This is a genomic window from Azospirillum agricola, assembly GCF_020005195.1.
Lineage (GTDB): Bacteria > Pseudomonadota > Alphaproteobacteria > Azospirillales > Azospirillaceae > Azospirillum > Azospirillum agricola.
The window spans coordinates 1178440-1202277 of sequence record NZ_JAIFZR010000004.1; the positions used below are offsets into that span (position 1 = coordinate 1178440).

General features: G+C 70.6%; 15 protein-coding genes. 9 read left to right on the top strand and 6 right to left on the bottom strand.

Features of this window, described 5'->3' with window-relative positions:
- Window positions 1-17: 17 nt before the first annotated feature.
- Entirely contained in the window at window positions 18-275 is a 258-nt protein-coding gene (locus JN22_RS13855) for a hypothetical protein (RefSeq protein ID WP_085554453.1), read from the bottom strand.
- A gap of 169 nt (window positions 276-444) precedes the next feature.
- Between JN22_RS13855 and JN22_RS13860 the strand changes: the two genes are divergently transcribed.
- Entirely contained in the window at window positions 445-1347 is a 903-nt protein-coding gene (locus JN22_RS13860; protein WP_085554454.1) for a LysR family transcriptional regulator, read from the top strand.
- A gap of 99 nt (window positions 1348-1446) precedes the next feature.
- The gene (locus JN22_RS13865; protein ID WP_085554455.1) at window positions 1447-6273 is read left to right on the top strand and encodes an NAD-glutamate dehydrogenase; all 4827 of its coding nucleotides are present in this window, start codon (window positions 1447-1449) and stop codon (window positions 6271-6273) included.
- A 637-nt stretch (window positions 6274-6910) separates the two neighbouring features.
- Here JN22_RS13865 and JN22_RS13870 read toward each other — a convergent pair.
- Window positions 6911-7702 (bottom strand): MarR family transcriptional regulator, encoded by a 792-nt coding sequence (locus JN22_RS13870; RefSeq protein ID WP_085554456.1) that lies wholly within the window; start codon window positions 7700-7702, stop codon window positions 6911-6913.
- Window positions 7703-8752: 1050 nt separating this feature from the next.
- Here JN22_RS13870 and JN22_RS13875 point away from each other — a divergent pair.
- The 4 genes from JN22_RS13875 to JN22_RS13890 all read left to right on the top strand — a co-directional run bounded on the left by JN22_RS13875 (window position 8753) and on the right by JN22_RS13890 (window position 13389).
- Window positions 8753-9715: a replication initiator protein A gene (locus JN22_RS13875; protein WP_085554457.1), complete on the top strand. Its 963-nt coding sequence runs from the start codon at window positions 8753-8755 to the stop codon at window positions 9713-9715.
- Between the two features lie 88 nt (window positions 9716-9803).
- On the top strand, window positions 9804-10826 hold the full coding sequence (locus JN22_RS13880) for an AAA family ATPase (protein ID WP_085554691.1): 1023 nt from the start codon (window positions 9804-9806) through the stop codon (window positions 10824-10826).
- Complete coding sequence (locus tag JN22_RS13885; protein WP_085554458.1) at window positions 10816-11673, top strand: ParB/RepB/Spo0J family partition protein; 858 nt, start codon at window positions 10816-10818, stop codon at window positions 11671-11673. The genes JN22_RS13880 and JN22_RS13885 overlap by 11 nt, the downstream gene beginning before the upstream one ends.
- A gap of 168 nt (window positions 11674-11841) precedes the next feature.
- A complete protein-coding gene (locus JN22_RS13890; RefSeq protein ID WP_085554459.1) occupies window positions 11842-13389 on the top strand; it encodes an ABC transporter substrate-binding protein in 1548 nt (515 codons plus the stop codon).
- Window positions 13390-13524: 135 nt separating this feature from the next.
- Here JN22_RS13890 and JN22_RS13895 read toward each other — a convergent pair whose 3' ends face one another.
- Window positions 13525-14124, bottom strand: coding sequence for a glycine-rich domain-containing protein (locus JN22_RS13895; RefSeq protein WP_085554460.1), 600 nt, complete (start codon window positions 14122-14124; stop codon window positions 13525-13527).
- A gap of 151 nt (window positions 14125-14275) precedes the next feature.
- Window positions 14276-16129 (bottom strand): hybrid sensor histidine kinase/response regulator, encoded by a 1854-nt coding sequence (locus JN22_RS13900; RefSeq protein ID WP_085554461.1) that lies wholly within the window; start codon window positions 16127-16129, stop codon window positions 14276-14278.
- 316 nt (window positions 16130-16445) lie between these two features.
- Here JN22_RS13900 and JN22_RS13905 point away from each other — a divergent pair, with 316 nt between their 5' ends.
- From JN22_RS13905 to JN22_RS13915, 3 genes are all read left to right on the top strand, one after another.
- Window positions 16446-19502, top strand: coding sequence for a response regulator (locus JN22_RS13905; protein ID WP_223677709.1), 3057 nt, complete (start codon window positions 16446-16448; stop codon window positions 19500-19502).
- Complete coding sequence (nagA, locus tag JN22_RS13910) at window positions 19499-20635, top strand: N-acetylglucosamine-6-phosphate deacetylase (protein ID WP_085554462.1); 1137 nt, start codon at window positions 19499-19501, stop codon at window positions 20633-20635. Before JN22_RS13905 ends, nagA begins: the two co-directional genes overlap by 4 nt.
- 80 nt (window positions 20636-20715) lie before the next feature.
- Window positions 20716-21621 (top strand): SMP-30/gluconolactonase/LRE family protein, encoded by a 906-nt coding sequence (locus JN22_RS13915; protein ID WP_085554463.1) that lies wholly within the window; start codon window positions 20716-20718, stop codon window positions 21619-21621.
- Between the two features lie 6 nt (window positions 21622-21627).
- Here JN22_RS13915 and JN22_RS13920 read toward each other — a convergent pair whose 3' ends face one another.
- A complete protein-coding gene (locus JN22_RS13920; protein WP_085554693.1) occupies window positions 21628-22017 on the bottom strand; it encodes a VOC family protein in 390 nt (129 codons plus the stop codon).
- Window positions 22018-22034: 17 nt separating this feature from the next.
- Complete coding sequence (locus tag JN22_RS13925; protein WP_143268295.1) at window positions 22035-23549, bottom strand: L,D-transpeptidase family protein; 1515 nt, start codon at window positions 23547-23549, stop codon at window positions 22035-22037.
- Window positions 23550-23838 lie beyond the last annotated feature (289 nt).

Below are 23838 nucleotides of genomic sequence, written 5' to 3' on the forward strand. Positions count from 1 at the left end.
AGGCCGAACTCATTCCCTCAATCGTAGGCCAGCAGCTCGTCCGGATCGATCCGCTTCGATGCAACGACGGGCTTGCCCGGCGCAGGGAGCGGCAGCGCCTCCATCGGCGGGATGCGCACCTCGACCGGCGGTTCCGAGCCCGGCACCGGGCGGTGCAGGTCCAGCACGGCCAGCAGCGTCAGCAGGGCGAGCGCCAGCGCGACCACCAGCAGGCGGCGGTCGACCTCTCCGGTTCCGCCCCGCTCCTCCCGCCCGTCCCGGTCCAGCAACGCCATGTCACGTCCTCCTTCGCTTCCCTGGCCGATCCGTCGCCCGGCTGGGTGAGATGCCGCTTTCAAACTTGATCGATGCGGCGAAAGGCCACAATCTGGCTTTCGCGCAGTCAGCCTTCGGCCATACCGAAGGCTGACGTCCCGCCAGACACCGCCGTCCGGATGCCCCGCCTTGCGCTTCGACCTGACCGACCTGCGGCTGTTCCTGCACGTCGCCGAAACCGGCAGCATCACCGCCGGGGCCGAGCGCAGCGCCATGGCGCTCGCCTCGGCCAGCGCGCGCATCCGCGGGATGGAGGAGGCGCTGGGCATCCCCCTGCTGGAGCGCGGGCGGCGCGGCGCCCGCCCGACCCCGGCCGGGCGCGCCGTCGTCCACCACGCCCGGCTGGTGCTGCACCAGCTGGAGCGCATGCGCGGCGAGCTGAACGAGTACGCCAAGGGCCTGAAGGGCCATGTCCGGCTGCTGTCCAACACGGCGGCGATCAACGAGTTCCTGCCCGACGCGCTGGCCGGCTTCCTCGCCGCCAACCCCAACATCGACATCGACCTGGAGGAACGCCCGAGCCACGCCATCGTCGAGGCGGTGGCCGCCGGGCTGGCCGACCTCGGCGTCGTCGCCGACATGGCCGATCTCGCCGGGCTGGAGAGCCGGCCCTTCCGCAGCGACCGGCTGGTGCTGGTGATGCCGCACGGCCACCGGCTGGCCGGACGGGCGGAGGTCGCCTTCGCCGAGGTGCTCGACGAGCCCTTCGTCGGGCTCAGCTCCGGCAGCGCCTTGCAGGAGTATCTCAACAGCCTCGCCGCGCGGGTCGGCCGCAGCCTGTCCTTCCGGGTGCGCGTGCGCGGGCCGGTGGCGCTGTGCCGGCTGGTCGAGCGCGGCGTCGGCATCGGCATCGTGCCCGAGATGGCCGCCCTGCGGGCGCGCGAGTCCTCGGCGCTCCAGGTGGTTCCCCTGTCCGACCCGTGGGCGCCGCGCGTTCTGCTGCTGTGCGCGCGCCGCTTCGACGGGTTGTCGGCGCATGCCCGGCGATTGGTCGAAGATCTTACGGCGGAAGCGCCTTTTCCCACTATATAATCCGGATTAGTCAGATATACTGCCGTTAATTTGTCGTCGAATTGTCAGTGTTACGGTGGTACTACCAGACAAAACATTGTCTGGGAGAAAAGCACCATCATGCGTACGGCGACGAAGGATCTGGCGGGCGACATGCGCAAGCAGCTGGCCGAGCTTGTGCGCAGCCGGGTACCGAACGCACGGGCGGAACGCTTCGTGCAGCGCTTCTACGGCAACGTGCCGCCGGACGATTTCCTGCGCTCGACTCCGGAGCAGCTCTACGGGGCGGCGCTGTCGATGTGGCAGTGGGGGCAGCAGCGGCAGCCCGGCGCCGCCCGCGTGCGCGTCTACTCGCCGCGCCTCGACGAGCATGGCTGGCAGTCCGACCGCTCGGTGGTGGAGATCGTCAACGACGACATGCCCTTCCTCGTCGATTCGGTGACGGCGGAGCTGAACCGCCAGGGCGTCACCGTGCATCTGGTGATCCACCCGGTGGTGCGCGTCGTCCGCGACGCGGCCGGCCGGCTGGAGGAGCTGCTGGAGCCGGGCGACGAGCGGACCTCCGAGGAGGGGTGGGCGCGCGACGAATCCTTCATGCACTGCTCGATCGACCCGCAGTCCGACCCGGCGGCGCTGGCCCGCCTGCGCGACGGGCTGGAACGCGTGCTGGCCGACGTGCGCGCCGCGGTGGAGGATTGGGAGCCGATGCGCGAGCGCGTCCGCGCCGCCCGCGACGACAGCGCCCGTGCGCCCGACCCGGCCGACGCGGCGGAGACCGCCGATTTCCTGACCTGGGTCGACGCCGGCAACGTCACGCTGCTGGGCAGCCGCCACTACGACGTGGCGCCCGGCCGCAACCCGGACGAACCCTGGCTGGAGCTGGTCGAGGGCAGCGGCATCGGCGTGCTGCGCGACCCGGAGGTGACGGTGTTCGACGAGCACGGCCACGCCGCCGTGTTGCCGGCGGAGATCCGCGCCTTCCTGCACCAGCCGCGCCCGCTGCTGGTGACCAAGGGCACCCGGCTGGCCACGGTCCACCGCGCCGTGCCGCTCGACGCCATCCTGGTCAAGCGCTTCGACGCCGACGGCAAGGTGGTCGGCGCCCTGCTGACGGTCGGGCTGTTCACCTCCGTCGCCTACAACCGCAGCCCGCGCGAGATCCCCTTCCTGCGCCGCAAGGTCGCCGACGTGATGGCGAGGGCCGGCTTCGACCCGCAGGGGCATGACGGCAAGGCGCTGCTCAACATCCTGGAGACCCACCCGCGCGACGAGCTGTTCCAGACCCCGGTGCCGGAGCTGTTCGAAACCGCGCTCGGCATCCTGCATCTCCAGGAGCGGCAGCGGCTGGCCCTGTTCGTCCGCCGGGATCCGTTCGAGCGCTTCGTCTCCTGCCTGGTCTTCGTGCCGCGCGACCGCTATGACACCGGCCTGCGCCGCAAGATCCAGGGTCTCCTGGAGACGGCCTACAAGGGGACCTGCGCCGCCACCCACACCCAGCTCTCCGACAGCACGCTGGCGCGCCTGCACCTGATCATCCGCACCGAGCCGGGCGCCATCCCGGTTGTGGACGTGCAGGAGCTGGAGATGCGGCTGGTCCAGGCCGCGCGGAGCTGGGGCGACCTGCTGCGCGACGCGCTGGTCGATGCCCATGGCGAGGAGGCCGGCAACGCCCTGCTGCGGCGCTACGCCGACGCCTTCCCGGCCGGCTACCGCGAGGATTTCACCGCCGAGGTCGCCGTCCACGACATCGGCCGCATCGAGCAGGCGGTGGCGCAGAAGCGCCTGGGCATCACCCTGTTCCGCCCGCTGGAGGCGGAGGAGCACGAGCTTCACGTCAAGATCTACCACCAGGGCAGCCCGGTGCCGCTGTCCGACGTGCTGCCGATGCTGGAGCACATGGACCTGAAGGTCATCACCGAGCAGCCCTACGACGTCACCGCCGCCGGCGGCGAGCCGCCGGTGTGGATCCACGACTTCTCGGCGCGCAGCCAGACCGGCACCCCGGTCGACTGCGTCCAGGTGAAGGAGATCTTCCAGCAGGCCTTCGCCGCGGTGTGGGACGGGCGGATGGAGGATGACGGGCTCAACCGGCTGATCCTGCGCGCCGGGCTGACCGGACGCGAGGTGGTGGTGCTGCGCGCCTACGCCAAGTTCCTCAAGCAGGCCCGCTTCGCCTACGCCCAGGACACGGTGGAGGCGACGCTCGCCGCCCATCCGCAGACCGCCCGGCTGATCGCCCGGCTGTTCAAGGCCCGCTTCGATCCGAAGGACCGCTCCGACGAAGCGCCGATCCTCCAGGCCATCGACCAGGCGCTCGACGCAGTGACCAACCTCGACGACGACCGCATCCTGCGCCGCTTCGTCACGCTGGTCCGCGCCACCCTGCGCACCAACGCCTATCAGAGCACGGCCGACGGCGAGCCCAAGCCCTACCTGTCCCTCAAGCTCGACAGCGGCGCCATCGACGAGCTGCCCCTGCCCCGCCCCTGGGTCGAGATCTTCGTCTATTCCCCGCGCATGGAAGGCGTCCATCTGCGCGGCGGCAAGGTCGCCCGCGGCGGCATCCGCTGGTCCGACCGGCGCGAGGATTTCCGCACCGAGATCCTCGGCCTGATGAAGGCTCAGATGGTCAAGAATTCGGTCATCGTGCCCGTGGGATCCAAGGGCGGTTTCGTCGTCAAGCGTCCGCCGCCTCCGGGCTCCCCGCGCGAGGCGGTCCAGGCCGAGGGCATCGAATGCTACAAGCTGCTGATGCGCGGCCTGCTCGATGTCACCGACAACCTGGCCGCCGACGGGTCGGTGGTCCCGCCCAAGGACGTGGTGCGCCACGACGCCGACGATCCCTATCTGGTGGTCGCCGCCGACAAGGGCACCGCGACCTTCTCCGACATCGCCAACGGGGTGTCGGTCGATCACGGCTTCTGGCTCGGCGACGCGTTCGCGTCGGGCGGCTCGGCCGGCTACGACCACAAGGCGATGGGCATCACAGCGCGTGGCGCCTGGGAGTCGGTCAAGCGGCATTTCCGCGAGATGGGCACCGACATCCAGACCACCGACTTCACCGTCGTCGGCGTCGGCGATATGTCGGGCGACGTCTTCGGCAACGGCATGCTGCTGTCGAAACACATCCGCCTGCTCGCCGCCTTCGACCACCGCCACATCATCCTCGACCCCGATCCCGACGCGGCGGCGAGCTGGGAGGAGCGCAACCGGCTGTTCGCCCTGCCCCGCTCGTCCTGGGCCGACTACGACCGCTCCAAGCTGTCCAAGGGCGCGATGATCGTCGAGCGTTCGGTGAAGACCGTGGAGCTGACGCCCGAGGTGCGCGCCCGCTTCGCCATCGAGCAGAGCCACATCGCCCCGGTCGAGCTGATGCGCCGGCTGCTGACGGCCCCGGTCGACCTGCTGTGGTTCGGCGGCATCGGCACCTACATCAAATCGTCCGACGAGAGCCACGCCGAGGCCGGCGACAAGGCCAACGACGCGCTGCGCGTCGACGGCCGCGACCTGCGGGCGCTGGTCGTCGGCGAGGGCGCCAACCTCGGCGTCACCCAGCGCGGCCGCATCGAGGCGGCCCAGAAGGGCGTCCGGCTGAACACCGACGCCATCGACAACTCGGCCGGCGTCGACACCTCCGACCATGAGGTGAACATCAAGGTTCTGCTCGGCGACGTGGTCGGGCGCGGCGATCTGACCACCAAACAGCGCGACCATCTGATGGCGGCGATGACCGACGAGGTGGCGGCGCTGGTGCTGGCCGACAATTACCGGCAGACCAGCGCGCTGACCGTCGCCCAGTCGCAGGGGGCGGCCGCGCTGGAGGCGCAGGCGCGCTTCATCCGGTCGCTGGAGAAGGCCGGCCGGCTGAACCGCGCCATCGAGTATCTGCCGAGCGAGGAGGAGCTTTCGGAACGGATGGCGGAGCGTCGCGGCCTGACTCGGCCGGAGCTGGCGGTTCTGCTGGCCTACGCCAAGATCACGCTCTACGACGACCTGCTGGCCTCGGATCTGCCGGACGACCCGGCGATGGCCGAAGATCTGCTGCGCTACTTCCCCAAGCCCCTGCGCGACGGCCAGGGCGAGGCGATCGCCCGGCACCGCCTGCGGCGCGAGATCGTGGCGACGCAGGTGACCAACAGCCTGGTCAACCGGGTCGGCCCGACCTTCGTCAAGGAGACGATGGAGAAGACCGGCCTCGGCCCCGCCGACGTCGCCCGCGCCTACGCCATCGTCCGCGACGTCTTCGCCCTGCGCCCGCTGTGGGACGCCATCGACGCGCTCGACAACCGGGTTCCCGCCGCCCTCCAGACGGCGCTGGTGCTCGACACGGTGCGGCTGATGGAGCGCACGGTCGCCTGGTTCCTCGCCCACGCCGCCCATCCGCTCGACATGGCGGCCGAGACCGCCGCCTTCCGTCCGGGGGTGGAGGCGCTGACCGCCAGCCTCGACCGCGTGCTCGACGCCGAGGAGGCCGGCCGGCTCGCCGCCCGCGTGACCGAGGCCACCGGCCAGGGCGTGCCGGAGGATCTGGCCCGCCGGATCGCCGCCCTGCCGGTGCTGGCCGCCGCCCCGGATCTGGTCCGCATCGCCGAACGGGCCGGGCGCGACGTCAGCGCCGTCGCCTCGGTCTATTTCGGGCTGGGCCGGCGTTTCGGACTGGAATGGCTGCGCGACCGCGCCAGCGGCTCCAAGTTCGACAACCATTGGCAGCGTCAGGCGATCGCCGCCATCGTCGACGACCTCTTCGCCCACCAGAGCGCGCTGACCGTCCGCGTTCTGGAAAGCGAGGCCGGCGAGGAGGCCGCCGTCGAATCCTGGATCGCCCGCCGCCGCCCGGTGGTCGAGCGGGTCGAGCAGCTCCTGGCCGAGCTGCGCGCCCAGCCCGCCATCGATCTGGCCATGCTGGCGGTCGCCAACCGGCAATTGCGCGGCCTCATCGCCGGCTGACCGCGCATCGCCGGCTTTCACGGTTCGGACCGTTCCCCGGCTCGTCCCGGGGGACGGTTTGAAGCACCGGTGCCCTTCCGGCACGTCCGGGCTCCGGTTGCAGCTCTCCTGACTTGGGCGGATTCGGGCGACCGGATCCGCCCTATTTCTGTCCGGCGCGGGCAGCGCCAAGGCGGTCTGCCGGCGGGCGCGCTCCTCCTCCCGCTCCCGCGAGCGGCGGCGCTGCTCCTCGGTGCGCAGCCGTAGAGCCTGCTCCTGCCGCAGGCGCGCGGACAGGCGGCGCAGATCCCCGACCCGGCGGGACACGGCCGGCATCGGCGCCGCGTCGAGCGCCGCGCGGAAATCGCCCAGCGTCGGAAAGCGGCTCCAACCGCTGCGGAATCCGGCCCAGACGGCGCGGAAGGCCGCCACCCAGCGCTCCGCCGGCCATTCCGCCATCGCCACCACGTCGGCCTCCAGAAGGTCGGCGTCCGGCAGTTCCAGGGCGAAGCGTTCGGCCAGCTTCTCCAGCCCGGTCAGCACATTGTCCAGCCCGATGCAAGGCGCCAGCCCGTCGATGGCGGCGTCCACCCGGTCGGCCAGGGCGGCGATCTCCGCCACCGCGCGATCCTGGAGTTCGAACCGCAGATCGGCGACCTCAAGCCGGGCCAGCGAGACGAGCGCGGAGGGCAGCGAGGGTGTCGCGATTGCGGGCAGCCAGCCCGGTTCCATTCCGCTCGGCTCCCCGATGGAGATGGGCGGGGCCGGTGACGGGGGGCAGGGCAGCGGAGGCATCGGCGGGGCGGTGGAAACGGCGTTCATGACGGGCATCCCGGCGGGGCGAGGAGGGCGGTGCGGCGGGGGCGACCAGTTCGCGGGCGATCCAGCGGCGCCACGCGGCGCTGGGGTCGGCCGGGAGGTAGCCGTTGCGGCCATGGGCCTTGCGGCACCACGCCACGAACTTGGCGGTCACGCCGGCGGGGTCGACGTCCGGACGTTCGACTCCGGCCCAGGCGATGTCCTCGGCGGTCGGAGCCCAATCGGTTGGCAAGGCTTCGTCCGACATTCCCGCTCCCCTCCCGTGGAAGGAGGAGGATTCAGGATTCCCAGTTCCTTTAGGGGAGTCAGCGGGAAGGCCGACGCTGTCAGCCGGCTGACAGGACGTGCCGGAGATTCCGTCGGCGGCGCCGGTCAGCTCGTAGAGGAATCCCCGGTAGCCACGGCGGCTGCGCGCCGCGACCAGGGCCACCGGCGGCTCCTGGAGCGTCTTCAGGATCGCGTTGATCCAGGCACGGCTCTGCCGCAGCTCCTCGGCGAGTTCGCCCTGGGTGGCCGTGCAGATTCCATCCCCGCCGGCGTGCGCGTACAGCGCCGACAGGACAGCGATATCGGCGGCCTGGACACCGGGCACGGTCGTCCAGCGCCGGTACATCTCGATGTACGGCTTCATGACAAGCCCTTTGTCGTTCCAATCCGAAGAGACGGAGACAAAGGGGTGGCGTCGGCGGACTCTCGCGAATCCGCTTGGCTTTCCGCACCTGCCCTGACATCATGGAGTCGCCAAACAGCCAGATGTGGGGTGGTCGGGTGTCCCTCGGTCTCCTCCGTCCGACACGAAGGGCCCGGAGCAATCCGGGCCTTTTGTGTTTTCGGAGCGTGCGTTGCTCCACTAGCTCATCGTCGTCTCCGTTGCGGCGCCGCGGGCCTGGGCCGGGGCGCGAAAAATCCCGAAAAAGGGCGTTGTCCGCCCCTTGTGGGAAATGTGTACGTGGCGTTGCGATCCTGTCCACGGTCTTAACGAAAAGCGTCCTGTCCCGGATCCGCCGGCGTCCGGCGTCGGCGAGTCCAGGGGAATCAACGCTTTGATCGGGATTCATCGACAAGGCCGGATCGCGAATGTCGCCGTTCCGCCGAAAGATCCGGCCGCTGGTGTCGCCGTTCCGCCGAAAGATTCTTTGAGCGACGGAGCCGGCTTTCGCCGTTCGGGGGAGGCGAACGTCGCCGTTCTGCCGAATGATGGCGGCCGAATCCGGGCGGCGGGTGAGTCGGGCTGCCGGAATCGCCCGAGAATCGGGGCGGCCGGCCGCGCGGGGAACGTCGCCGTTCTGCCAGTGCCGAAGGGTTTTGCGTCGGCTTTGCTGGTCTCCAGAGATGTTTCCGTAACAAAAACACATGATTATCAGTGACTTACCCATGAGTGCCGGGATTGGGCGGATCGTTGGACGGCAGAACGGAGACGCTTCCGGTGCGGCCCGAACGAGCATGCCGGCCGGCCGCTGCCCGGCCGTCGCGGACGCGGGCGTCCAAAAACTGGCAGAACGGCGACGTTGCTTGCGGGGGATCGGAATGGGGAGCCGGCCCGTCCCCGGGAATCTTTCGGCAGAACGGCGACGTTTGGGCTTCGGCAGTGGAACAGGGCGGCAGGCTGTCCGATTATGATCTGAACCATGGGCACAGGCGGGCACCCGTCGCCGCGCCCGTGGCCGAGCGGAGAGACGGCATGACCCAGACCACCAACCACGCGGCCACCCACGCGGAACTTCTCGACCGGCCGCTGCAATTGGCGTTGCGGTTGGACTCGCCCTTGACCGGCGACGTGCAGAACGACCGCCACATGATGGTCTACAGCCTGTTCGGCCTGTCCAAGGACAAGGTGGAGGCGCTGCCGACCTACGACGACGGCAAGGTGCGCATCGAGGTGCGGGCGCCGAAGAACGTCGGCGTCGCGACGATCTGGGACAAGGCGGTGCTGCTCTACGCCATCTCGCTGCTGCGCGAGAAGATGGAGCAGGGCAAGGCGGCGGCCAAGGCGGGCGAACTGCACTTCACCACCAGCGACCTCCAGCGCATCGTCGGCAAGACCGCCGGCGGCAGCGCCTACGACAAGATCGAGGGTGCGCTGGAACGGCTTCAGGGCACCCAGATCAAGACCAACCTGGAAACCGGCGGCGAGGGCGAGACGGGCGCCTTCTCGTGGATTTCCGACTACAAGCTGCTGTACCAGCGCAAGAAGGACGGCGAGCGCGCGGTGCGCGGCCTGAAGCTGACGCTGTCCGGCTGGGTGGCGCGGGCGGCGCTGGGCCACAATCTGCTGAGCTACGACGACGAGTATTTCGGCCTGAAGCCGGTGGAGAAGCGCCTCTACGAGATCGCGCGGGCGCATCTGGCGCGCGGCAACGCCTTCTGGATGGCGCTGGAGCCGCTGCGCAAGCGGGTCGGCTCGGACAACGACCTGCGCAAGTTCAAGAACGCGCTGAATCCGGTTCTGGAGGCCGGCCGCATCCCCGGCTACGGCGTCCGCATCGTTGAGGCGGCCGAGTACAAGGAGGTGATGAAGGCGCAGGGGGCCGTGCTCGGCCGCGTGCTGAACGCCGATCTGCCGGTGCTGTTCTGGCGCAAGGACCATGGCCCGGCGCCCTCCTGGATCGACGCGCCGAAGGTCGAGTATGACGAGACCGTGTGACGAACGGAAACGCCGGTAGACACCCGTTGCCGCAGTGGCGACGACTTGCTAGTGTCCGACCGACTTGAGCGGTGCGGCGGAGGCTTTGGTGACGGGCGAGGAATTGAAGGCGTTGAGGGAACGGCGCGGCCTGACCCAGACGCAGATGGCGGCGTTCGTCAATGAGCTGACCGGCCGCAAATACGACAAGCAGCGCCTGAGCAAGTGGGAAACCGGCAAGGAGGCCATGCCCCGCGACGTGCTCGGCCGCCTGCTGCTGCTGGCGCTGGAGCGTCCGGCGACCGAGGCGCCGCGCGCCGGCACGATCATCGCCATCGGTTTGCAGAAGGGCGGCACGGCGAAGACCGCGACCTCGATCAACCTCGCCTTCCTGCTGGCGCGGGCCGGCAACCGCGTGCTGCTGGTCGACGCCGACCCGCAGGGCAACGCCACCGTCCATGTCGGCGTGCCGCAGGCCGACGTGGTGGCGCTGACCGAGGCCGGGCGGGTGCTGTACCACGCGCTGATGGGCAAGGCGCCGCTCTCCGCGGTCATCCGCCCGACCGGCGTCGCCGGGCTGGACGTGGTGCCGTCGAGCATCGCCCTGGCCAGCGCCGACACCGAGCTTCCCGGCAACCTGACCAACGCTCAGACCGCGCTGGCCGAGCTGCTGGACGGGGTGCGCGCCGACTACGACGTGATCGTCATCGACTGCGCCCCCAACCTCGGCGCCGTCACCATCAACGCGCTGACCGCCGCCGATTACGTGCTGGTGCCCTGCCAGGCCGAGCCGCACGCCATCCTCGGCGTCAGCGCCTTCCTCGACACGGTGGCCAAGATCCAGCGGCGCCTGAACCCGCGCCTGGAAATCCTCGGCATCCTGCCGACCATGGTCAACCCGCGCCAGACCCAGGACAAATCCTCGCTGGAGGACATCAACCGGCTGTGGGGGGCCGAGCGGCGGGTGTTCCCGCCGGTGCCGCGCGCCACCATCTACGCCCAGGCGGCGGGGGCCAACGTCATCACGCTCGACGCCGACATCGGCGCCCCCGGCGTGGAGAGCTACGCCGCCATCGCCACCGCCCTGCTGACCGCCACCGGACGCCTGCGGGAGACCGTCGATGCCGCCTAAGAAGCTGACCCGCCAGACCGTCGCGACGGTGCTCCAGGCCAAGGATACCGGCTCCGCCCCCGAAACCGACCGCCTGTTCGGGTTGAGCGGCGTGCTGCCCCGGCTGGTCGAGGCCGACCTGTCGGCCATCGACGACAATCCGGATCAGCCGCGCACGGTGTTCGACGACGAGTCCCTGCGCTCGCTCGCCGATTCCATCGCGCGGCACGGTTTGCAACAGCCGGTGCTGGTCCAGGAGGGCGCGGAGAAGGGGCGCTACCGGCTGATTGCCGGCGAGCGCCGGTTGCGGGCGCACCGTCTGCTCGGCCGCCCGACCATTGCGGCGATCATCACCAAGGGCCGACCCGAGGAGATCGCGCTGATCGAGAATGTCCAGCGTGTCGATCTCGACGCCATCGATCTGGCGCGCGGCCTGACCCAGCTGATCGAGGCCCACGGCTACACGCAGGCCGAGGTTGCCGGTGCCGTCGGCTGTTCGGAAGCCGAGGTGTCGAAGCGCCTGAAGGTGCTCACCCTGCCCGAGGACATTCTGGCCGATTACCGGACGAACCCGGACGCGGTGTCGCGCTCCGCCCTGGTCGAGCTGGCCTTCGTCGAGGATCCCGCGCGGATCCGGGCGCTCTGGCAATCGGCCCGCACCGGCGGGTTGACGGTCAGCGCCGTGCGCGCCGCGCGCCCCTCGGCGAGCCGCGCGGCGGCGGAGCCGCTGCAATTGCTGGGCAAGGCGATCAATCGCATCGACAAGGATCTGGCGGCCATCGGCAGCGTCGGCGACGCGCTCCAGAAGGAGCATCGCGACCGGCTGCGGGCCCTGCGGGACCGGATCGACGGCCTTCTGGAAGGGTGACCGCCGCTTTCGAGGTCGAAAGCGCGCAAGGGTTGTTTTGATGGTTTTTTCAAACAGAAAGTTGTGTTTCGATTTCGAAAGCCGGTTTCGGGTGGGCGGGTGAGGTGACCGCGCCGGCCGTTCGTGCTACATCAGGATGGTTCCGTCCACGGGTCATGGTCTCCTGACATGCCGGCTGTCCATCGACGCCACTTCTTCGGTCTGCTGGGAACGGCCGCCGCGCTGTGGGCCGGACCGTCGGCGGTGGCGAACGCCGCCGTGGCCGGCGCCCTGCGGATCGGCATCAAGTCCCTGCCCGCCTCACTCAACCCGCTGACCGTCAACGATCTGGTGGCGCGCCAGATCCTCGGCTCCATGTATGAAAGCCTGACCAGCATCGACCCGAACGGCCGGGTCCTGCCCGGTCTGGCGCTATCCTGGGACGCCGAGGCCCAGGCGACCCGCTGGCGGCTGCGCCTGCGCGACGGCGTCCGCTTCCACACCGGGCGTCCCTTCACCGCGCGCGACGTCAAGCGCACCTTCGAAGCGGCTCTGGCGACCGAGGGAGCGAACTTCGCCGTGCTCGCGCTGTCGAAGGTCCAGGGCTTTCGCGAGCTGCGCGAACGGACCGCCACCGACCTGCGCGGTGTCACCGTGGTCGACGATCTCACTCTGGAGGTGGTCTGCGACGAGCCCTGCGCCACCTTCCCCTTCGCCCGTTTCAACATCCTCGACACCCAAGCGATCGCCGAGGCGGGCCCGGCCTGGTACCGGACGATGTCGGCGGGAACCGGCCCCTACCGGCTGACCGGCAGCACGGAAGGGATCCGGGTCGATGTCGAGGCCAGCCCGCACTGGCGCGGCGGCGCCCTGCCCTTCGAGCGCGTGTCCTTCCTGGCGACCGGCATCGGCAACGACGGCATCACGCTGTTCAACGACAGCCAGATCGATTTCTCCTTCGTCGACACCGACGCGCTGCGCGCGGTTATCGACGATCCGGGTTTCAAGCGGGCGCTGATCTCCTGCCCGCGCATGCAGATGCGGGCGGTGGCGCTCGACCCGCGCCGCGTGAAGGCGTTCGGCGACGCCCGCGTCCGCCGGGCGATGTCGCTGCTGATCGACCGCGAGGCGATGGCCGAGCGCTTCTTCCGCGGGGTGGCGCGGGTTCACAACGGCGTCGTGCCGCCGGCCCTGCTCGCCAACGAGCGGCTGGAGCCCCTGGCCTACGACCCGGACGCCGCCAAGGCGCTGCTCGCCGAAGCCGGCCATCCCGACGGGCGCGGCATCGAGCCCTTCACCGTCAACGTCCTGCCGGAATACCGGCGGGAGTTCGTCTATTACGTGTCGCAGTGGAACAACCATGGCATCCCGGCCAAGCTGGTGATGGCGCCCCGGCAGGAGTTCATCGCGCGCTCGCGGCGGCGCGACTACGACGCCTTCCTGTTCGGCTGGACCGCGACCTACCCCGATCCGATGAATTTCCTGGACGAGCTGTTCTCCAGCCGCAGCCGCTTCAACCCGGTCGGCTGGTCCAGTCCCGAGTTCGACGGGCTCGTCGAGAAGGCCATGGCCCTGGCGGATTCGGAGCAGCGCGCGGCGGCCTACAAGGTGGCCGAACGCATCGTCATGGACGATCTGCCGCTGATTCCGCTTGTGGTTCCGGATTACGTGGCGTTGCGCAGCAACGCCCTGAGCGACAATTTCATCACCCCGTTCGGCGGCATGAACTTCGCCTGAGCAACGGCGCCCGGATCGGGGGAACGGGTGGACGCGGGGCAGGGGGCGGAAAAACAAAAAACCCCTGCGCCGCGCGAGCGGGCAGGGGTGTGCTGCGTTTGGCCCCTTGCCGCCTCCCCTGGGAGGCGTGGGGCGTCAGGCGGCGTGGCTGGGGCCTTCGGCTTGGCGCAGGCAATCCGCGGGCTTGGCTTCCCGCAGGCAGTCGGCACTCCTGGCCTCGCGCAGGCAGTCCGCCGGCTTGGCTTCCCGCAGGCAGTCGGCGCTCTTGGCCTCGCGCAGACAATCCACGGTCTTGGCCTCACGGAGACAATCCGCCGGCTTGGCCTCGCGCAGACAGTCGGCGCCCTTGGCCTCCCGCAGGCAGTCGGCGTTGGCCGGGGCCTCGAACAGGCGGGCGCTGTCGCGGCGGGCGGCGGCCATGCGGTCGGCCGCCACGGTGACGCCGTTGTGATGCAGATACTCGCCATAGGCCGCGTCGCAGAAGCGGACATAGGCGCGGGTGTCGGCGACGATGAATTCGTGCCAGAGGTCGTCGCAGGCCGCCGACGGCGGAACGATGTCCATCTCCGGATGCTCGGCGCAGGCCAGCAGGAAATCCTTGAGCTGGTCCAGCGCGATGGCGGCCGTCCGGTCGCTCATGCCGGCCGCGACGGCGCGGGTCACGACGTAACCGAAGTCGAACCCTGCGATGATATCGCGAACCCGCTGCGCGTCAGTCTTGGCCTGGATGGGCATCACGTGTCCTCCGTGGTTGTTCCTGCCGGCATCCGGCCTTGGCATCCGGATGCCGCTCCAGATGCTGGAGCAATGGCGCATGCGGAGCCTGCGCTATTTTTAGGACATCAACAAGGTATCCAATCTTAGTGGTTTACCCTTATCAGGAGGGCTACTTCGAAGGTTGGGCCACCGACAGAGGTCTTTCCCGCTTGGCCATCTGACCAATGAGTGTGGAGAGGCGGTCGGGGAGGATCGGCTTGGCGACCACGGCGATGCCGAGGTCGCCGGCCCGCCGCATCACCTCCCCGTCGAGCCTGCCGGAAATCAGGATGGCGGGGACGCGGGCTTCCAGCAGGGACCACACCTGGGTGATGAAGTCGATTCCGTTCTCCGTCGCCGACAGGTGATAGTCGGCGACCAGTATGTCCGGGCGGATCACCCCGTCGCGCAGGTCATCCAGCGCGCGGGCGACGGTGGAGACACCATGCACCCGGCGTCCGGCGTCGGTGAGGAACTGGGTCAGCCCGTTCAGGACGAAGCTGTCGTCGTCGATCACCAGCACGGCGACGTCGGCGGGCGGCGCCGTCTCGGACGCGGCGCCGTCGATGCGGACGCTCTCCAGCTCCGGCGGCTTGGCGGGTTCGGCGGCCAGCGGGATGGCGACCGAGAAGACCGATCCCTTTCCGAGCACCGAACGCACCTTCACCGGATGGTTCAGCACGGTGGAGAGCCGCTTGACGATCGACAGGCCGAGCCCGATGCCGTTGTCGCGGTTGCGCTCCGGGTTGCCGATCTGGTGGAACTCCTCGAAGATGGCCTCCAGCCGGTCCTCGGGGATGCCGATGCCGCTGTCCCGCACCTCGACGACGATCTGGCTGCCGGCCTCCAGCCCGACGAGCTGGACCGAGCCGGCCGCCGTGTAGCGGATGGCGTTGTCGATCAGGTTGCCGAGCAGCCGCAGGAACAGCACCCGGTCGGTGACGACGCCGCCGTGCAGCGGCGACACGGCCAGGGCCAGCCCCTTGTTGCGGGCGACCGGGCCGAACTGGGCGTCGAGCGCCAGGAACAGGTCGCCGATGTCGTGGACGCCCATCGTCGCCGTCACGCCCCCGGCGTCGAGCCGCGACACCTCCAGCAGGTCGTCGAGAAGCTGCTTCAGCGTCATCACCACTTGCTCGATCTTGCGCGCGGAATCGGCGGTTTCCGGGCTCGTCGCGTTGCGGCGCAGGATGGCGCTCAGCATCAGCAGCGACTGGGCGGGCTGGCGCAGGTCGTGGCTGGCGGCGGCCATGAACTTGGCCTTGGAGGCGACCGCCTGCTCGGCGCGCTCCTTGGCGGCGCGCAGATCGATGGCGTTCTGGCGGAAGGTGCGCAGCGCGGCCGCCATGCGGCCGATCTCGTCGTCGCGGTGCCGTCCCGGAACCTCGACCGACACGTCGCCGGCCGCCAGATCCGACATGGCGCGGGTCATGCCGGCGATGGGCACGGTGACGCCGCGCGTCGCCCAAACCACGCCGATGATGACCAGCAGCAGGATGCCGGCGCCGACCGCGGTCAGCAGCAGGACATCCTCGCGGATCGCCGTGTTGGTCTGGGTGGCGTCCAGCCGCACCAGCAGGGTCCCGATGGCGCGCCGGGTGCCGCTGCGGTCGGCGTGCTCCAGCGGTACGGTGGCGGTGGTCGAGGAGTCCTCGGTCACCGGCCGGGCGTCGGGCTTGCGGTAGAATGCGAAGCGCTCGCCGCGGGTTCCCAGGATTTCCGCCTCGGCGAAGGCGTCGATCGAGCGCAGCGGGGCGAGCGCCGTCACCGCCTCCTCCGGGTCGAGGTCCCACAGCGCGTTCGCCGCGTCGTCCAGCACGATCTTGGTCGCCAGCTCGGCGCGGATCACCAGCTCGGCCTGCGTCGCCCGCACGTCGGCCTGGATCAGCACCGCCATCGGCACCGCGATCAGCACCGACACCAGCAGCACCGCCGCCGTCGTCGTCCGTGCGACAAGGCTTCGAGACAGGACCTCCAGCAACATTCCGAAGCCTTCGAAAAAGGGACGGGGGACGATTCCAACCAAAAACATATCACCGTATGGCTTTCACCGGCACGGCGCCTTCATCATGCCTAAGCATCGCGCCGCCGCAAGCGTTTCGGCGTGTTTCCGCGCGAGCATCGCCGATCATGCGGCCGCCGGCCGTTTACTGAGCCGGCGACCGTCACGTCCCGACGGAGAATACGGATAATTGATTCTTTTTCTTGGGCGATTGTCTGGGTAGATGTGGGTTGCGGATCAGTGGACAATGGCGTCCTTCACCGGGTGGCCGATCGGGCAGGGGGGCATGGGAATGGGAATGATCGTCGCCCTCGCGCACGGTGTCGGGCTGCTGGCGCTCGTTCTGCTGGCCTACCGGCTGCTGCTGCGCCGGTTCGGCGGACGCCGGCCGTTCCGCCTGCTGTCGGGGCTGCTGTTCGGTGCCGCGACGGTGCTGTCGATGATGGACGCCGCCACCGTGGCCGACGGCGTGATCGTCGATCTGCGCAACGTCATGGTGGCGCTTGCCGGGCTGTTCGGCGGCTGGCCGGCGGCGGCGGTCTCGGCCGCCCTGGGGGGAGCCTACCGGCTGTGGCTGGGCGGCACCGGCATGCCGACCGGTCTGCTCGGGCTGGGGCTGACCGCCGTCGTGGCCTCCCTGGCCGCGCCGGTCCTGCGGCGGAAGGGGGCGGAGCCCGGCCTGTGGCGGCTGGCGCTCTTCGGCCTGCTGGTCAGCCCGCTGACGCTGGCGGGCTTCCTGCTGCTGCCGTCCCAGGAGCTGGTGCGGGCGACGCTGGGGGTCATCGCCCTGCCGCTGACCGGATTCACGGTGCTGGGCATCGCGCTTCTGGGCACCATGCTGTCGCGCGAGCACCGCCGCGTCGCCGACGAGCGCGCGCTGGCGGAGAGCGAGGCGATGTTCCGTGCCGTCTTCGACCATTCCGCCGACAGTCTGTTCATCGCCCGCGTTGCCCCCGACGGCTCGTTCCTTTTGCAACGCGGCAACGCGGCGGCCTTCGTGGCCTTCGGCATCGAGGCCGAGGGCGCGCAGGGCAAGCCGCTCGACGCCGTGTTGCCGCCCGAGGCGGCGGCCAAGCTGACGGCCGATCTTCAGGCCTGCCTCGATTCCGGCGGACCGATCCGTTTCGAGGACAAGGAGACCCGCAACGGCGTCACCCGTTTCTGGGAGGTGTCGCAGGTGCCGATCCGCGACTCCGCGGGCGCCATCGCCATGGTGTCGGTCGGGGCGCGCGACATCACCCGCCGCCACGAGGCCGAGCGGACGATCCGCGAGAGCGAGGCGCGCTACCGCCTGTTGGCGCGCAGCGTCTCCGACGTCATCAGCCGCATCGGGATCGACGGCGTTCGCCGCTTCTGTTCGGAGGCGGTGCGCGACAGCCTGGGCTGCGAGCCGGGGGAGATGGTCGGCCGCCCGCTGGTCGAGCGCATCCATCCCGACGACCGCGCGGCGGTGGCGGACGGGCTGGGCCGGATGACGCCCACCAGCCCGACGATGAAGTCCACCTACCGCATGCGCCACGCCGACGGCCACTGGGTGTGGATCGAGAGCGCGGTGCGGCTGGTCGCCGACGATTGGGGCGCGCCGCTGGAGTTCGTCAGCGTCGAGCGCGACGTCACCGCCCGCAAGGCGATGGAGGCCGAACTGCACGACGCCCGGCAGGCGGCCGAGGCGGCGAACCGCTCGAAGGGCGAGTTCCTGGCCAGCCTCAGCCACGAGCTGCGCACGCCGATGAACGCGGTGATCGGCTTCGCCGACCTGATCGCGCGGGAATCGGAGGGGCCGATCGCCAACCCCTTCTACAAGGATTTCGCGGCGAACATCCGCGACAGCGGCCAGCATCTGCTGGAGCTGATCAACGAGATCCTCGACAACGTCCGCGCCGAGGCCGGGCAGCTCGTGCTGGAGGAGGAGACCGTCGACCTGGAGCACGCGGCGACCTTTGCCGTCCGGCTGCTGACGCCGCGCGCCGGGCGGGCCGGCATCGCGCTGTCGGCGTCGGTCGATCCCAAGGCCCGCTACCTGCGCGGCGACGACAAGCGCATCCGCCAGATCCTGCTGAACCTGCTGACCAACGCCGTGAAATACACGCCGGCCGGCGGCCGGGTGTCGGTGGAGACGGCGCTGGAGCCGGGCGGCGGCCTGCGGCTGGAGGTGCGCGACAACGGCATGGGCATCGCGGAGCAGGATCTGGGCCGCGTGCTCCAGGCCTTCGGGCGGGTGGAGAACGACGCGACCCGGCCGATCGAGGGCACCGGGCTGGGGCTGCCGCTGACCCGCCGGCTGGTCGAGCTGCATGGCGGCACGCTGGCGCTGTCCAGCACGGTCGGGCAGGGCACCACCGCCGCCGTCCGGTTCCCCCCCGGCCGGGTCGCCGACGAGCGGGGCCGCACCTCCGGCGCTCCGGCGGAGCGGGCGCAGGCTCCGCTGTCGATCCTGATGGTCGAGGACGACCAGACCATCCGCGAGAGCGGGCTGGCGCTGCTGCGCGGCTGGGGCCATCGGGCGGTCGGCGCCGTCAACGCCAACGAGGCGCTGGTGGTGCTGCGCAGCCCCGAGCCGCTCGACCTGCTGTTCACCGACATCGTGATGCCGCCGGGCATGAACGGGGCGGAGCTGGCGCGCGAGGCGCGGCGGCTGCGGCCCGGCCTGCCGGTGCTGCTCGCCTCCGGCTTCGCCGCGCACGCGGTGGTCGCCGACGACGTGGCCCAGGCCGGCTACGACCAGATCGCCAAGCCCTATGACCCGGCGGAGTTGCAGCAGCGGCTCGACGGGCTGCGCCCGCTGGGCGAAGCGGCGGCGATGCCCGTTCCCGACCGCACGGTCGCCGCGCCGCCGCCGCCCGGACCATTCCCGGCTGGACCGCCGCCGTCCGCACCGCTGTCCGAACCGCCGTCCGCCGCTGAGGCTCCGGTGGAGGCGTTGCGCGTCCTCGTCGCCGAGGACGTCGAGATGAACCGCCTGCTGATCGTCACCATCCTGAAGCAGCTCGGCCACCGGGTGGTCGCGGTGGAGGACGGCGCCGCGGCGGTCGCGGCGGTGCGCCGCCATCCCTTCGACCTGATCCTGATGGACGTCAACATGCCGGTGATGGACGGGCTGGTTGCGACGCGGACCATCCGCGACATGGCGCCGCCGGCCAACCGCATCCCCATCGTGGCGATGACCGCCAACACCTTCCCCGAGGACGTCGCCCGCTGCCGCGCGGCCGGGATGAGCGGCTATGTGCCGAAACCCATCGACCGCAGGCTGCTGGTCGCGGAGATCGCCCGCTGCGCCGTGCCCGCTCCCGACCGGCCGGCGACGACGGCGGGGATGGGGGCCGGACTGGCTGGCAAGGGGAGGCCGATGGTATGACGCGGCGGTTTCTGGTGGGGAGCCGGCTGTTCACCGGCGACGCGATCCTCGACGGGCATGGGCTGCTGATCGGGGAGGGGCGGATCCTCGACCTGCTGCCCTCCGGGCGGGAGCCCGATGCGGAGATCCTGCGGCTGCCGGACGAGGCGCTGCTCGCGCCGGGCTTCATCGACGCGCAGGTGAACGGGGCGGGCGGGGTGCTGTTCAACGACCGGCCGACGGTCGAGGCGGCGCTCGCCATCGCGGCGGCGCTGCGGCGCTCGGGCACGGTCGGGCTGCTGCCGACCTTCATCACCGACGACCGCGCGCGGACCGAGCAGGCGGCCCGCGCCGCGCTGGCCGCCGCGGCGATTCCGGGAAGCGGCGTGCTGGGCGTCCATCTGGAGGGCCCCTTCCTCAGCCCGGAGCGGCCGGGAGTGCATGAGCCGCGCTTCATCCGCGCGCCCGACGCGGCCGACATCGCCTTCCTGACCGGTCTGGCGGCGGGGGCGCCCGGCGCGCGGGTGCTGGTGACGCTGGCGCCCGAGCGGGTGGAGGACGACGCGTTGGCGCGGCTCTCGGCCGGCGGCGTGCTCCTGTCGGCCGGCCATTCCGCCGCCAGTGTCGAGCGGGTGGCGGAGGCGGCCGAACGGGGGCTGCGCGGGGTGACGCACCTGTTCAACGCCATGCCGCCGATCGTCAACCGGGCGCCGGGGCTGGCGTTGGCCGGGATGAGCGACCCGCGCCTGTGGTGCGGGATCATCGCCGACGGCGTGCATGTGCATCCGGCGCTGCTGCGGGCGACGCTGGCCGCCAAGCCAGCCGGGCGGGTCTTCCTGGTGACCGACGCCATGCCGCCGGTCGGCACCGACGCGACCGGCTTCACGCTGTATGGCCAGACCATCCACCGCCGGGGCGGCCGGCTGGAGACCGGGGACGGCACGCTGGCCGGCGCCGACATCGACATGATCGGCGCGGTGCGCAACGCGGTGGCCCTGCTGGGCGTGGAGCTGGAGGAGGCGTTGCGGATGGCCTCGCTCTACCCGGCCGCCTTCCTGGGGCTGGAGGATCGCTACGGCCGGCTGGCGCCGAGGCACCGGGCGGCGCTGGTGCTGCTGGGGGCGGATCTGGAGGTTCTGCGGACCTGGGTGTGAGGACCGCGTCATCGAGCGGTTGATTGTCGGCCGCATCCCCGCGAAGCTGTCCCCCCGACCGACTGCGAGGCGTTCGTCCCATGACCAACGGCATGACCAACGACCAGCCCTTCTCCTGTGTTCTCGACGCGCGCGCCAAGCTGGGCGAGAGCCCGGTGTGGTCGGTGGCGGAGCAGGCGCTCTATTGGGTGGACATCAAGGGGCGGTCGCTGAACCGCTTCGACCCGGCGGCCGGGACCAGCCGGGCCTGGGCGGTGCCGGAGGACATCGGCTGCGTGGGGTTGCGCAAGGGCGGCGGCTTCGTCGCCGGGATGCGCTCCGGCCTGTGGGAACTGGACGGCGAGGGCAGGCCGCTGGCGCTGCTCGCCGCCAACCCGGAGGATCACGCGGTCAGCCGCTTCAACGACGGGCGCGCCGACCCGGCCGGGCGCTTCCTTGCCGGCACGCTGGACGAGCCGAAGGCCGGCGGCAAGGCGCATCTCTACCGCCTCGACCGGCGCGGGCTGGCGGCGCTGGCCGGCGGCATCCTGACCTCGAACGGGTTGGCCTTCAGCCCGGACGGGCGGACGCTCTACCACTCCGACACCCCGACCTTCACGGTCTACCGCTACCGCTACGACCCGGTGACCGGGGAGGTGTCCGACCGAGAGGTCTTCGTCCGGCTGGAGCCGACGGGGGACGACCGGGGGCGCCCCGACGGCGCCGCGGTGGATTCCGAGGGGTGCTACTGGACGGCGCTCTACGAGGGCGGGCGGGTGCGGCGCTACGCCCCGACCGGCGCGTTGCTGTCGGAGCATCCGGTGCCGGCCCGCTGCCCGACCATGGTGGCGTTCGGTGGCCCGGATTTGCGCACGCTCTACCTGACCACCGCCAGCGCCGGCCGCCCGGCCGAGGAGCTGGAGCGTTTTCCGCGGTCGGGCGGGATCTTCGCCCTGGCGGTCGATGTGCCCGGCCTGCCGGAACCGCTGGTCGATCCGGCGGTGTGAAAGGCGTCAGGCCGGCGTAACGCAATTGGAGACCTTGACCAGATTGCCGTCGGGATCGCGGACATAGACCGAGCGGATCGGTCCGGTGGCGCCGGTGCGGTCGACCGGGCCTTCCTTGATGGCGACGCCTTGCCCGGCGAGATGCGCGATCACCGCATCGAGCGGGGTGTCGGTGATCAGGCAGAGATCGCCCGATCCGGCGGTCGGGCGGCGGGCCTTCGGTTCGAACTCGCGCCCGGCCTCGTGCAGATTGATCTTCTGCCGCCCGAAGGCGAGCGCCTTGCGGCCGCCGGCGAAGGTGACGACCTCCATCCCCAGCGCACGGCTGTAGAAGGCGCAGGTCGCCTCGATCGAGGCGACGGTCAGCACGATGTGGTCGATGTGGGAAATCATCATCGTGCGGCGCCCCTTGCTCACATCCGCGTCGGGGTGGGCGGCGGAACCGGCAGGCTGCGGACCGAGGCCGGCGACAGGGCGCTGGTGTGGCCCGGCATCGACTGGGCCGGCGGAGATTGGGCGGGGATCGGCAGCGGCGCCGGCTTGCTCACCGGGCGCGGGCTGGCGGCCGGCTGCGTCTGCGGCGCCGACTGGCTGGGGGCCGGGGTCGCGCTGGGCACGGCGGGCGGATCCTCGTAGATGTCGGGATGGACGCGCACGGTGCCGGCGCCGTCGACCGAGGCGTTCCAATAGACGAAGCGCACCGGGATGGCGTTCGGCAGGCGGACGGTCTTGGTGTCGCCGGTGTCGAGCTGCTTGGTGACGGCGGCATCCGACATCTTGGCGGCGGTCAGCAGGGTGTCGGCCATCAGCCGCGCGTCCTCCAGCCGGACGCAGCCGGAACTGGCGGCCCGCAGGTCGCGGCTGAACAGCCGGGGATCGTTGGTGCCGTGCAGGAAGATGCCGTCGCCGTTGGTCAGGTTGAAGCGGAAGCGGCCGAGCGCGTTGTCGTCGCCCGGCTTCTGAACGATGCGAATGCGGCCGGGATCGACCGACCACCAGTTGACGTTCTGCGTCACCACCTCGACGCCGTCGAGATAGACGACGGCGTTCTTGATGCCGGTGTTGCCCTTCTTGCGCAGCACCGGCAGCTTGTCCTCGGTCAGCACGGTCGGCGGCACGGTCCAGGTCGGGTTGATGGTGACGCTGGTGATCTTGTCCTGGAGCAGCGGCGTCTTGCGCGACGGCCGGCCGACCACCGCCCGCATGGTGAAGGCGGGGCGGCCGCGCTCGATGTAGGTCACGGTCTGGGCCGGCAGGTTGACCAGCACCGCGGTTTCGGGGATGGAGGCGGCCTGCGCCCGCATCGTCGCCACGGCGCGGCGCAGCATCGCCACCGTCTGGGCCGGGGTGCGGTCGAGCGCCTGGCGCGTCACCTCGCCGACCTTGCCGTCGGGTTGCAGCCCCTCGACGATCTGGAAGGCGCGCACGGCGGTCTCCAGCGGCTCCTCGAAGCTGTCGGTCCATTGGTCGGCGGGCAGATGCCCGAGCTCGATCAGGCGGCGCGCCACCTTGCCGACGCGGTCGGCCAACGGCGAGCGCACGCGGATCACCACCGGCGGCGCCGCCTCGACCGGCGGCAGGCCGGGCAGGGTTTCGGCTCCGGTGGCGTCGGGAAGCTCCAGCGCCGGCAGCACCGCCTCGATCACGCCGCCGTCGCCCTTCTTCACCACGGCGCCGTAGCCGATGCGGGTGGCGGTGACCTTGGGGGCGTTCTGGATCTCGGTCGCGCGCTGCTCGATGCGGGCGGCCCATGCGGCGACCAGCGGCGGCGCGGCCGGGGCCTGAGCCGCGCCGCGTGCCGGGGCGGCGGACGGGGTGGTTGCGGAGCTTCCGGCCGACGCCGGCCCGCCCGTCAGCACGCCGAGCAGGAAGCCGGCGATTCCGAGCGCGGTGCAACGGGCGATGGTCTGGCGGCTGGCTGAAAGCATGATGCGTGGACCGTATCGTGAACGAGACAAGACAACCGGCGTATCCTTTGACCACGAGCGTGGCCGGCGCAAGCGACATTTGGTGTCGCCTGCACTGTTTCTCGCGCTGTTGCGGGACTGCATCGCAACGAAACGGCCCCCGACGGCGCGGGATTTCGCGGATACGACGCTCCGTGTCCGGCATTATTCCATTTCCAGGAAAAATCTTTTGCGCGATTGCGCATGATGGCGCTGCGCCGGGCGCATGGGGCATTTGACGTAGATACGGCCGTTCGCAGCCGCGGTAGCT